A 12,434-nucleotide genomic window follows, 5' to 3' on the forward strand; every position below is an offset into this window, starting at 1 on the left:
TCGCTCGGCGCCATAGCAATCATGTAGCGGACGCCTGGTCGATCCCGGCATCAACCCAGGCACGTGTCTGCTCCAGCACCTCATCCGAAAGCGCGGGATCGTCGATCGCCCGAGCGAGGATCACCGCGCCCACCATCGCCGCCCAGCTTCCGATCGCCACGCGGCGTCTGTCTGCCGTATCCACCTTCGGGAGCGCCTCGCCGATACGGTCGACCTGTGACCGAAGGGCTTGCGTCATGGCCGCGCGTGCAGCCGGACTCTGATGGCGAATGGCGGCAGCAAGGCCCGCGGTCGGGCAACCACCGGCGGCGTTGTCGCGATGACTGGGCGCAAGATAATCGTCCACATAAGCGCGAAAATCGCCCCCTCCGTCCGCGTCGAGAGCGAGGACATGGGCAAGAGTCTGCGCGATCAGGTCGTCCTTTGAGGCGAAATGGCCGTAGAAGCCGCCGTGGGTGAGCCCGGCGGCCTTCATCACCTCCGCCACGCTGACCGCGTCGAAGCCCTTATCGCGAAATAGTCGGCTGGCAACCTCCAGAATCCGGCGACGATTCTCCGACATCTGTTCTCGACTGACCTTCATTTCAAAATTCTCCGACGCCCCGTTGACATTTACATGATGATTATCATATTTAGCTGTAATCATGACGGTCGTCATGAATATATTCCATTCGAGAAAAGAGCAATGCCATGACCGTCGTTCCGTCCGTTCTCGTCACCGGCGCCTCCACCGGCATCGGAGCTGCCTATGCCGAACGCTTCGCGCGCCGCGGGCACGACCTCGTGCTGGTTGCCCGTGACAGGGCACGAATGGAGGCTCTGGCGGCCCGTCTGCGTCAGGAAAATGGCGTGGCGATCGACATCATCCAGGCCGATCTGACACAGCCTGCCGAGCTCGCCACGGTCGAGGCGAGGCTGCGCAATGACGCCCGCATCGGGATCCTCATCAACAATGCCGGAACGGCGATCGGCGGAAGCTTTATCGAGCAGAGCACGGATGACGTGGCGCGGCTCGTTGCGCTCAACACGACCGCACTTCTGCGGCTTGCCAGCGCCATGGCCCCGCGTCTTGCGAAGGCCGGCGAAGGAGCGATCGTCAACATCGGCTCTGTGGTCGGCCTGGCACCGGAGTTCGGCATGACGGTCTACGGCGCAACCAAAGCCTTCGTGCTGTTTCTCTCGCAGGGGCTGAGCCTCGAGCTCGCGCCGAAGGGTGTGTACGTCCAAGCCGTGCTTCCCGCCACGACGCGGACCGAGATCTGGGGCCACGTCGGCGCCGACGTCAACACGCTTTCCAACGTAATGGAGGTGAACGATCTGGTTGATGCGGCGCTGGTCGGGTTCGACCGCCGCGAACCGGTGACGATCCCGCCGCTTCCGGATGCCGGGCAGTGGGACGCGCTTCAGGCCGCGCGCCAGGCAATGCTCCCGAACTATCGGAGCGAACGTCCCGCCGAGCGGTACCGCGCGCTCGCCTGAGCACAGCGAAACATTTCGATAACAACCCCGCCGCGGCGGCGACAAACGAAAGTGATCGATGACGAGCAAAACGCTATTTGAGCCTTATCTTCTCGGCTCGCTGACCCTTTCCAATCGGATCGTCATGGCGCCGCTGACGCGCAATCGCGCTGGGCCGGGCTTCGTTCCGGGCAATCTCGCCGCCGAGTATTACGGCCAGCGCGCGTCGGCGGGCCTGCTGATTTCCGAGGCCACGCAGGTCTCGCAGCAGGGACAGGGCTACCAGGACACGCCCGGCATCTACTCCCAGGCTCAGATCGACGGCTGGCGCAAGGTCACGACCGCCGTTCACGCCAAGGGAGGGCGGATTTTCCTCCAGCTCTGGCATGTCGGCCGCGTATCGCACGTCGACCTGCAAGACAACGGTGCCGCGCCCGTGGCCCCCTCGCCGATCCGCGCGCGCACCAAGACGTTCGTCCACAACGCCTTCGTTGACGTCTCAGAGCCTCGTGCGCTGACGCTCGATGAGCTTCCGGGGATCGTGAGCGATTTCCGGCAAGCGGCAGCGAACGCCATTGCGGCCGGCTTCGACGGCGTCGAAATTCACGGCGCCAATGGCTATTTGCTCGACCAGTTCGCCAAGGACGGTGCCAATGTCCGCACCGATGCCTATGGCGGATCGGTTGAGAACCGCGCCCGGCTGACGCTGGAGGTTACGGCTGCGGTCGTCGAGGAGATCGGCGCCGGACGCACCGGAATCCGGATCTCGCCCGTATCGCCCGCCAATGGCGTTTCGAGCAGTGATCCTCAGGCCCAGTTCGACTACATCGTCGATCAACTCAACGCCTTGGGCATCGTCTACATCCATGTCGTCGAGGGCGCCACAGGCGGATCGCGCGATGTCGCACCGTTCGACTTCGGATCGCTGCGTCGGCGGTTCAAGAATACATATGTTGCAAACAACGGTTACAACCTCGAACTCGCAGCTTCGCGCCTCTCCGAGAGCAAGGCGGACCTGTTCGCCTTCGGCCGACCCTTCATAGCCAATCCCGACCTCGTGGACAGACTGAAGACCAGCGCGACGCTGGCGGAGTTCAATCCGGCGACGCTCTATGGCGGTGGCTCGGCCGGCTATACCGACTATCCCACCATCGCAGCCGCAAGCCGCCCCTGACCCCTGAGGGGCCGCGCGCGGCAGCGGCCCGATCCTGTTATGTGCGACAATGGTTCTCCCGCCAACGCATGGCGGTCGTGAGAGCTCGGAGAACGGACCATCATGAAGGCCTTCATCCTCGATAAATACAAGAAGCGCGGTGCCCTGCGCTTCGGCGACATGCCAGAGCCGACGTTGCAGGACGACGACGTTCTGATCGAGATCCACGCGGCCGGGCTCAACGTTCTGGACTCCAAGATCCGGGATGGGGAATTCAAGCTCATCCTGCCCTATCGCCCGCCCTTCGCCCTGGGACACGACGTGGCCGGAACCGTGGTTCGGGTCGGATCGAAAGTTCGGCGCTTCAAGCCAGGCGACGAGGTCTACGCCCGGCCGCGTGATGGCCGGATCGGGACCTTCGCGGAGTACATCGCCGTCAATGAAATCGATGCGGCTCTGAAACCGAAAAACCTCAGCATGGAGGAAGCGGCTTCCATCCCCCTTGTAGGTCTGACCGCCTGGCAGGCGCTGGTCGAGCGGGCCGCACTGAAGAAGGGGCACAAGGTTCTGATCCATGCCGGCTCGGGCGGCGTGGGCACCCTCGCCATCCAGCTGGCGAAGCATCTCGGCGCAACCGTCGCGACGACGACGAGCACGGCGAACCTCGAACTGGTCAGGAGCCTCGGCGCCGACGTCGCCATCGATTACACGAAGCAGGAGTTCGAGAAGGTCCTGTCCGGCTACGACGTGGCACTGAACAGCCTGGGCGGCGACACGCTGCAAAAGTCGCTGAGCGTGTTGGGGCCGGGCGGCAAATTGATTTCCATCTCCGGCCCCCCGGACCCCGATTTCGCCAGGGAACAAGGACTGAACTGGTTCCTGCAACAGGTCACGCGCCTTCTGAGCTTCGGCATCCGAAGCAAGGCCAAGCGCCGTGGCGTCAGCTATTCGTTCCTGTTCATGCGCGCGAGCGGCGATCAGCTGGGCCAGATCGCTTCGCTGATCGAAGCCGGGATCATTCGCCCGGTCGTTGACCGGATCTTCCCGTTCGAAGCGACCAGCGAGGCCTTGGCTTACGTCGAGACGGGACGCTCCAAAGGCAAGGTCGTCGTCAAGATCCGGTAGGCGAGGAGCGTGACCATGCCCTACGAGTCTACGGCCTGGTTGCTTCCAACAGCGCGCTGAACACCCGCCGCACCTCGCCCTGCGTCTCCTTGACGCGCGCCTCCAGCGACGAGAAATCCGGCGCATCGCCGGCGCGCGCCATTACGCGCTGCAGGTCGGTGCCCGCCGTTTCCGGCCTGAAGCGGTCGCTGACGCAGAGCCGAAGGATCTGCGTCAGATCGTGATAGAGCCGCGCCGCGGCGCGCAGGATCTCAGCTTCCGATTGCGGCAGCACGCCGAGCCTGGCGGCGTTCTCCAGCACCTGTACCGTGCTGACGTCGAGAATGTCCGGCTTGTCGTGGGCATGAACGAGCTGGAGATATTGCGCGATGAAGTCGATATCGACCATGCCGCCGGCGGCATATTTCAGGTCCCAATAATCGGTCTCGCCCTTTTCTTGCGCGATCGCGCGGCGCATGTCGGCGACGTCGTTGGCGATGATTGCGGAATCGCGGCGGCGGGTCAGGACGTCGCGAATGATGCTCTCGATCCGCACGGTGAATTCGGGCGATGCCGAGACCACGCGCGCACGCGTCAACGCCATGTGCTCCCAGGTCCAGGCCTCGTTGGCCTGATAGTCCGCGAAGGAGACGAGACTTGATGCGACCGGGCCGGCGCGTCCCGAGGGCCGCAGCCGCATGTCGATCTCGTAGAGCACGCCGTAATTGGTGCGGGTGGTGAAGGCGCTGATCAGGCGCTGGGTGAAGCGGGCGAAGTAATGCGCGCCCTGCAGCGACTTCCGGCCGTCGGAGTCCGGATTGTCGCTGTCGAAATCGTAGAGCAGGATCAGGTCGAGATCCGAGGACGCCGTCATCTCGCGGCTGCCGAGCCGGCCCATTGCGATGATCGCGGTCTCCTGCCCTTCGATCCGCCCATGCTGGTCGGCGAAGCGCTCGGCGACAAGGCCATGCACGGTGTCGACGATGCCCTCGGCAACGTCGGCGAAGGCAGTGCTCGCCTGCTGTGCCGAGACGGTCCCGGAGAGGATGCGCGTGCCGATCAGGAACAGGCTCTCCTGCCCGAACAGGCGCAGGCGGTCCAGAAACTCCTCGTAGGAGCCCGCGTCCTGCACCGTGGTCGCAAGCCGCGCCGATAATTCCTGCTTGTCCGGCATCGCGCCGAAGAAACGCGGATCGATCAGGCCGTCCATCAGCTGCGGCTGCCGCGCCAGCATCTCGCCAAGCCGGGGCGCCGCGCCAAGCACGAGTGCCACGAGCGCAACGAGATCGCGGTTCTGGCCGAGCAGCGTGATCAGACGGCCGCCGCGCTGGAGCGCCTGGAGGAACTGGTCGAACGCGACGACGGCGCGATCCGGCCCCTCGGCATGCGCGAGGCCATCGATCAGAGCCGGCACGAACTCGACGAAGGCGTTTCGCGTCTGCTCGTTACGGAAGACGCGGTAGTCGCCGGTGAGCCAGTCGCAGACGGTCTGCGCCACGGCAGCGGGCTTCTTGAATCCGAGCGTCGTCAGGTGCTGAAGCAGGCGCGGATCGTCGGGACCGGCGCGATAATCGATCGCGGGCAGGCTTGCCGTGCCGGTCGGGTCGTCGCCCTCGAACAGTTTTTCGTAATGTCCCTGGACGATCTCGAGCTGGCGCAGCAGGTCGCGCGCGAAGGTCTCGCGGCTGTCATAGCCGAAGAACCAGGCGAAGCGTTGCATTGCCTCCTTTTCCTCGGGCAGTGCATGGGTCTGCTCGTCCGCGATCATCTGGAGACGATGCTCGACCCGGCGCAGGAATTCGTAGGCCGTGGTCAGCTCGTCGCGTGCATCGAAGGTGATCCAATTTCTATCAGCGAGCACATTGAGCGCGGCGAGCGTCGGCCGCACCCGCAATTCCGGATGGCGGCCGCCTGCGATCAGCTGCTGGGTCTGCGCGAAGAATTCGATCTCGCGGATGCCGCCACGGCCCACCTTGACGTTGTGCCCCTCGACCGCGATCTCGCTCTGGCCGCGATAGGTCTGCATCTGCCGCTTCATGTCGTGCACGTCGGCAAGTGCTGCGAAATCGAGATGCTTGCGCCACACAAAGGGGGAGATCTCGGCGAGCAGCGCTTCGCCCGCCCTCGCATCGCCGGCGCAGGCATGCGCCTTGATCATTGCGGCGCGCTCCCAGGTGCGCCCTTCCCGCTCATAGTAGTGCAACGCGGCGTCGCGTGAGATCGCCACCTGCGTCGAGGACGGATCGGGCCGCAGCCGCAGATCGACACGGAAGACGTAGCCGTCATAGGTGCGCTGCTGGAGAATGCGCGCCATGCCCTGCGTCACCCGGACGAAGAACGGCTGTGGCTCGATATCCGGCGCAAGTGTCGTCGCATCCGGATCGAAGAACACGATGAGATCGATGTCGCTGGAATAGTTCAGTTCGCCCGCGCCCATCTTGCCCATCGCGAGCACGATCAGGCCGCAGCCGACCTCCGGCGCCTCGGGATCGGACGGCACGAGCTTGCCGCGTGCGGCTTCCTGTCGCAGCAAATACTGCAGCGCCGCCTGCACCGAGTACACCGCGACTTCGGTCAGCGCGGCCGTCACCCGCATCACCGGCCAGACTCCGCCGATGTCGCACAACGCGATCAGGAGCGCTGCCTCCGCCTTCATGCGACGAAGCAGCCGCATCACCTCGGCTTCGTCCGGGGCGGCGAGCACCGCGCCTCTCGCCTCGGCGATCAGCGCAGCGAAATGCGCATCCGGTTCGCATTCGAGCAGCCGGATCAGGCGGAGCGGATCGGCGCGGACCAGATCGAACAGATAAGGCGAGAATTCCGCGACACCGGCGAGGATAGTCCGGGCAAAGGGATGGACCAGCAGCGCTTCAACACGGGTCGATTGCGCCGGCTCGAGCGCGGCCAGCCAATCTTCAAAACGACGTTCGTCGGTTGTGGAAGCGGCAATATGGGGAGCCTCCGCGAAGCGCGCGGCCAGGCTCTCACCATGCTTGTCCGCGTTTCCCGGCGCGGAGTGGTTCATGCCACCTTCTGTGGCACATCCGGTATTGGAGGGGCAACCCTGTCGCTGGCGCCCGCACGCGCCGGAAGCACCAGCGTGGCAATGAGGCCAGGCTGGGCATCGCCCAGCCGCAATTCGCCGCCATGCAATGTGGCAACGGCGGACGCGAGGCTGAGGCCGAGGCCGGAGCCCGGCATGGTGCGGCTCGCCTCCAGCCGCACGAATCGCTCGACGACGTGCTTGCGGTCGGCCTCGGGAATTCCCGGGCCGCGGTCGGTGACGCTGAGCAGCACCTGGTCGCCCTCGCGCTTCGCCTCGATCGTGATCTGACGGGCGTCCATGCTGACCACGGGTCCGGCCGCCTGCGCCGCCGGCTTGCCGTATTTGATCGCGTTCTCGACGAGATTGGCGAGCGCCTGGCTGATCAATTCGCGATTGCCGTGAATGGTCGCGGCCTGCGCCTTGACCTTCAAGGTCATGCCGTCGTCCTCGGCCAGCGGCTCGTACAGCTCGTGGATACCGTTAGCCACATCGGCGGCGTCGAAATCATCCATATTGCCGCGTGCCTGACCGGACTCGGCGCGCGCGATCATCAGCAGCGCGTTGAAGGTGCGGATCAGGCCGTCGGATTCCTCGATGGTCCGTTCGAGCGCGGCACGATAGTCGGCCTCGCTCCCCGATTTCGCCAGCGCCTCCTCGGCGCGGTTGCGCAGGCGCGTCAGTGGCGTCTTGAGGTCATGGGCGATGTTGTCGGAGACTTCCTTCAGTCCCGCCATCAGCGCCTCGATCCGCTCCAGCATGGCGTTGAGGTTTTCGGCAAGGCGGTCGAGCTCATCGCCACTGCGCCCGACGGGCAGGCGCTCGCTGAGATCGCCGATCATGATGCGATGGGCCGTGCCGGACATCGCGTCGATGCGCGTCAGCACCCTGCGCGCGACGAATACGCCGCCGCCGAGGCCAAGCACCACGACGATCAGCACCGACCATTGCGCCGCCTTGGCAACGATGCTGAACAAGCGCCGCCGCTCGGCGAGGTCGCGGCCGATCAGGAGGCGGAAACCGTTCTCCAACTCAGTAACACGCACCAGCGCGCGATGGTCGCGGTCGTTGGCGTCCTCGATCCGCCGGTAGGCCGTCTCCGACCAGCCGCGCGTGGCCATCACGCCCGGTGCCAGCGAGCCGACATTGCCGGCAACCGCCTGCCCGGTCGGCGTGGTCACGAGGTAGAGATTGGCGCCAGGCCGCAGCGCGCGATATTCGATCGCGCGCACGAGGCCGAACAGGCCGCGGCGCCCGTAGATCTCGTTGATCTCCGAGGTCTCGGCATTCACCGTCTGCGTGATTTCTTCAGTGATCAAACGCCGCGTGTTCCAGGCAAAATAGCCGAGCAGCGAGGCCGCAAAAACTGCAAACAGGAACAGGTAGACCAGCGTCAGCCGGAATGCCGTGGTGCGGATAAGTTTACCGAATGCCGTCACGGATCATGTACCGATTTCGAGGTGGGTGTGGGATGTCACGGCCTATCGTCCGCTATCGAGACCATCGAGCACACCCAATGCCTTCTCTCCATTCTGCATCGTCCTTTATCACCGCCTATCGTCGCGGCGCGAGCTCACATTCTGGACAATCGCCCGGGCTGGCAGATGGGTACGCTGACATGAAAGCCTAAGGCTTTGTTAAATCCCGCAAAACTTAAATCTTGGCCATGTGTCGGGCACGGCGGCACCCGTCCAGCGGCGGCCGCGCCACAACCTCGCGGTCGAGCGCCTACGCACCACAGCTACCGCTATCAAGGTGGGTTTCGCCGGGGCCGATCCTAGTGAGCTACGGGATCCGGACGCAGCTGAAACTGGACGACCAACGGACTGGATCGCGTGGCCTCCGTCGCGCCTGGCGCGCCGGGATGGGGTGCGTCAGTCCCCTCAATATGAACTGGGGTGCGGTTGCCGGACGTCACCCACAACCCACGGCCTTTCCAGCCCGCGGTAGGATCATCGATCCGCCCGTCGATCTGCTTGGCGAAGAACCCCATCGGATAGGGAACGCGCAGCTCGACGAAGCGGCCATTCACCAGCGCATGCAGTGAATCGGACTGGTTGCCCGTTGCGATCGGGGTGTTAGCACCTAGCCCGAGGATGTCATGCTGATCGACCCAAAGATAATACGGGTTCTCTGCCGCAGCCGTATCGCCCTGTAGCGGCGGTCCCGGTAACGGATAGAAGCTCCAGCCTTCGGGGCATCTGTCGCCCTGCTCCGCTCCGGGACCGTTCAGCGGGCCTTTGCATTTGCGGCGATCGAAGCTGCCGATATGGCCGCTGTCGAGCGGGACCCACACGACGCCGTCACGATCAACATCCATGCCGCGGATGCCATAGCCGGGTAGTGGCACTCTGTAGACCTCGGATAATGCGGTGTCGGGCGGATTTGACCCAGGATCGACGCGAATGATGTAGCCAGGATGCGGGAGGCTCGAGCCCCAGATCGAACCGTCCAGCGGGCTTGCCGAGATGCCGTACAGACCGAGCGGAATGCGCGTATCCTTGCTTGCATCGACCGGCTGGCCGGGCTCGTTGTAGCCTTCGTCGCGCCTCCCATTGCCGTTGGTGTCGACCACGAGCGCCGTCCAGCCCTGCGCGGCCGCCGCGTCGCCATCCGACCAAAACCTCCTGGTATTCACCCATCCGACGACTGCGTTCGTTCCTTGCGTGTTGTTGCTGAACCAAAGCGTATTCGCTTCATCCTCGGCAAAATTCAGATGCTGGGTGCCGAAACAGGTATCGATGAATGTGAACTTCCCGGTGCGAGGATCGTAGACCGTCACTTGCCGCGAGTTCTGGCTGAATCCCTCCGGCCTCGCCGTGAGCGGATAGAGCTGGGCTGAACGAAGCGGCGAGTCTTTGCCGCAATAGACGGGCACTTCCGCCGGCGATCGCGTTTGGGCCGTGAAATAGATCCGGCCATCCCGGTCCATCGCTGGCGAATGGGCATTGACCTGGCTGTCCCACACTTGCTCGCGCCCGAAGTAGGGCGAAGATGCAAATACCGGGTTGGCCAATGCCGAGCTCGGAGTGCTCTCGGGCTCGCGGACCGGCACGTCGACGACGCTCTTGACGTCGTGCACGGGATCGAGCACCGGCATCGTATTGCTGCTGAGCTCGGTCGCACCATAAAGCGGGCCGTTCGCATTCACGGTCGGCTGCCGCTTGTCCGTTGCCGCGAGGTCATGCAGGTAGTGCTTCGGATCGAGCCAGTCGCGTATCGTGACGACGAGATTGCGCTCGATGCCCATCGGCCGCGACGGTGCAGTTCTTGGAAGCTCGCCGGCCTTGATGCGATCGGTCCAGTCCGCAAGCGCGGCGAGGTGACCGCCATCCGGCGTCAACAGGCGGCCCATCGTGCGCACCATGGTTGTCCCGCCGGGCCCCGATTGCAGTCGTCGCGCCCACGCCGCAACACTCGACTGAAGATGATCGAACTCGGGCGGGACGGTGCGTGTGGCATAATTCCCGATCTGATGACAATTGCCGCAACCGTTGGTCTTGATGACGTCGAGCCATTGATCGCGAGTCTTGAATTCACTGGGAATGCCGTTGCCATTGGCGCCGGTGCCGGGAAATTTGTCCGGGCCGGGCGGCTTGAGCAGCGAGAACCAATAGATCGCGGGATAGTATTGTGCCGCCGCTGCACGATCCGGCGCAATCACCGCATCCAGCTTCAACCGTTGGCCTCGCTCGCCGCCGACCTTCGGCGAGTCGACAAGACCATAGCCGCGGCTCCAGACCTGGTAGTGCGCGGCCGGAAGATCGGGAATGACGAAGCGTCCCGCATCATCTGTCACAACGACCTTCGCGAAACGCGTGCCGAGATCCTGGGTCTCGGCGATCACCCAGACCCCGCCTTCCGGTCCGTCCGCGCTTCGGACAGTGCCGCCGATGTCGTGAGCACCGATATCGACCGACAACGTCTGCTGCGCAGATGCAATTGGCAGGCGCGCAAACGCAAATACCAGCGCCAATGCCGCGATCGGGCCAATCCGTGGTGCCATGGACGCCTCTATTTCTGACTCGCCACGTAGGCAATGAGATCGTCCAGCTGCGAGTCCGCGATCCCCTGAAACACCGACATCCTGTTGCCGGGAATCATGAGGTTCGGCGCAACGACGAAGGAGGCAATCTCATCGGCCCCCCAGGTCCAGCTCGCCGCAGCGAGAAATTCCGGCGAATATTTGTATCCTGGTGCGGTCCCGGCCTTGCGCCCCGCGATCCCAAACAGATTCGGTCCAAAACGATTTGGCTCGCCTTTGCCGATGGTGTGACACAGCGCGCATTCGCGACTGAAGATCACGGCGCCTTTCACCGGGTCGCCGGCCGCGCAAGCAGGATCGATAGCAATGCCGACCGCCGCCGCTGCCAGCACAAGACGGCGCGCAACCGCGAGCAACTGCACGGAGCGGCTCCCTGTTCGAATTCCGGCGACAACACGCCTCGATAGCCTCGGTTCCTACTGACCACATCAGCCTCGAAACCTTCAACATCCGGTGATGCGAGACGTGGTGGATGAAACCGGCCGGCCCGGCCAGCCGTTTCTGGGCAGCGGCGAGGTCGGCCAGGGACCAGCAGCGGCCTCGATCGCGAATGCGATTGCAAATGCCACCGGCAAGCGCCTGCGGGATCTGCCGCTGACGCGAGAACGGGTCAGAAGGGCAATCCGGCCTAGCCGGAGTCCGGTCCTGCTCCGTCTGGAGCCGGCACAAATGAATTCCTTACGGAAACTTCAGCGTATCCCGTCGCGGATCATGTACCCGGCGCCGCGGATCGTGTGCAGCAGCGGCCGGTCGAAGCCCTTATCGATCTTGGAGCGCAGCCGCGAAATGTGCACGTCGATCACATTGGTCTGGGGATCGAAATGATAGTCCCAGACGTTCTCCAGCAGCATGGTGCGCGTCACCACCTGGCCGGCATGCTTCATCAAATACTCGAGCAGGCGGAATTCGCGCGGCTGCAGCGTCAGCTCGTCCTTGCCGCGGGCGACGCGGTGAGAGAGCCGGTCGAGCTCGAGGTCGCCGACACGGTAGAGCGTGTCCTCGGCGGGACCGCCGCGGCGGCGCGACAGCACCTCGACGCGGGCCAGCAGCTCGGCAAAGGAATACGGCTTTGGCAGATAGTCGTCGCCGCCGGCGCGCAGGCCCTTGATGCGATCGTCGACCTGCCCGAGCGCAGAGAGAATCAGCACCGGCGTCGTATCGCCCTTGTCACGCAGCGAGCCGATCAGCGACAGCCCGTCGCGCTTGGGCAGCATGCGGTCGATCACCAGCACGTCGTAATCGCCGTTCTCGGCCATGACCAGGCCCTCCTCGCCGTCACCGGCGTGGTCGGCAATGTGTCCGACCTCGCGGAACGCCTTCACGAGATAGTCGGCGGATTCGCGGTCGTCTTCGATGATGAGGAGGCGCATTGTGCGTTCGGCGGCGGTCAAGGAGATCAACCTTCTCTGAACATGGCGCGAGCGGCAATCGCATGCAAGCCAAGCGAACGGGACTTCTTAGGCAAACAGGACTTGGGTAGGCAAAAAGGCGGGCGGTGAAGCTGGGGGGACCTCACCGCCCTATGCCTTCCGACGGAGGGGGGCGTAATTCCACCGGAAGGTAGGCATGGGGAGCAGGCGTTGCGCTGCTCCCCGGAAGAGTGCCGGCGGCGGGGGCGACTGATGCCGGCG

At 64.3% G+C, this 12,434-nt stretch carries 9 protein-coding genes; 3 read left to right on the forward strand and 6 right to left on the reverse strand.

The window, feature by feature from the left end:
- Positions 1-19: 19 nt before the first annotated feature.
- On the reverse strand, positions 20-583 hold the full coding sequence (locus ABIC09_RS02945; RefSeq protein WP_354108471.1) for a TetR/AcrR family transcriptional regulator: 564 nt from the start codon (positions 581-583) through the stop codon (positions 20-22).
- A 107-nt stretch (positions 584-690) separates the two neighbouring features.
- On the opposite strand from ABIC09_RS02945, the gene ABIC09_RS02950 reads away from it, so the two are divergent.
- The 3 genes from ABIC09_RS02950 (at position 691) to ABIC09_RS02960 (ending at position 3,736) form a co-directional block, all read left to right on the forward strand.
- Positions 691-1,479 carry an SDR family NAD(P)-dependent oxidoreductase gene (locus ABIC09_RS02950; RefSeq protein WP_354108348.1) on the forward strand — a complete coding sequence of 263 codons (789 nt, stop codon included), beginning with the start codon at positions 691-693 and terminating at the stop codon, positions 1,477-1,479.
- Between the two features lie 58 nt (positions 1,480-1,537).
- Complete coding sequence (locus ABIC09_RS02955) at positions 1,538-2,632, forward strand: alkene reductase (protein ID WP_354108349.1); 1,095 nt, start codon at positions 1,538-1,540, stop codon at positions 2,630-2,632.
- A 102-nt stretch (positions 2,633-2,734) separates the two neighbouring features.
- Positions 2,735-3,736: an NADP-dependent oxidoreductase gene (locus ABIC09_RS02960; protein WP_354108350.1), complete on the forward strand. Its 1,002-nt coding sequence runs from the start codon at positions 2,735-2,737 to the stop codon at positions 3,734-3,736.
- Positions 3,737-3,764: 28 nt separating this feature from the next.
- Here the strand turns inward: ABIC09_RS02960 and ABIC09_RS02965 are convergent, their stop codons facing one another.
- The 5 genes from ABIC09_RS02965 to ABIC09_RS02985 all read right to left on the reverse strand — a co-directional run bounded on the left by ABIC09_RS02965 (position 3,765) and on the right by ABIC09_RS02985 (position 12,173).
- Positions 3,765-6,740 carry a bifunctional [glutamine synthetase] adenylyltransferase/[glutamine synthetase]-adenylyl-L-tyrosine phosphorylase gene (locus ABIC09_RS02965; protein ID WP_354108351.1) on the reverse strand — a complete coding sequence of 992 codons (2,976 nt, stop codon included), beginning with the start codon at positions 6,738-6,740 and terminating at the stop codon, positions 3,765-3,767.
- The gene (locus ABIC09_RS02970) at positions 6,737-8,197 is read right to left on the reverse strand and encodes a sensor histidine kinase (RefSeq protein ID WP_354108352.1); all 1,461 of its coding nucleotides are present in this window, start codon (positions 8,195-8,197) and stop codon (positions 6,737-6,739) included. The genes ABIC09_RS02965 and ABIC09_RS02970 overlap by 4 nt, the downstream gene beginning before the upstream one ends.
- Positions 8,198-8,535: 338 nt before the next feature.
- Positions 8,536-10,764, reverse strand: coding sequence for a carboxypeptidase-like regulatory domain-containing protein (locus ABIC09_RS02975; protein ID WP_354108353.1), 2,229 nt, complete (start codon positions 10,762-10,764; stop codon positions 8,536-8,538).
- Between the two features lie 8 nt (positions 10,765-10,772).
- Positions 10,773-11,135: a c-type cytochrome gene (locus ABIC09_RS02980; RefSeq protein WP_354108354.1), complete on the reverse strand. Its 363-nt coding sequence runs from the start codon at positions 11,133-11,135 to the stop codon at positions 10,773-10,775.
- 357 nt (positions 11,136-11,492) lie between these two features.
- Positions 11,493-12,173 carry a response regulator transcription factor gene (locus ABIC09_RS02985; protein WP_354031918.1) on the reverse strand — a complete coding sequence of 227 codons (681 nt, stop codon included), beginning with the start codon at positions 12,171-12,173 and terminating at the stop codon, positions 11,493-11,495.
- Positions 12,174-12,434: the final 261 nt, after the last annotated feature.

It is taken from the genome of Bradyrhizobium sp. S3.12.5, assembly GCF_040548225.1.
Lineage (GTDB): Bacteria > Pseudomonadota > Alphaproteobacteria > Rhizobiales > Xanthobacteraceae > Bradyrhizobium > Bradyrhizobium cytisi.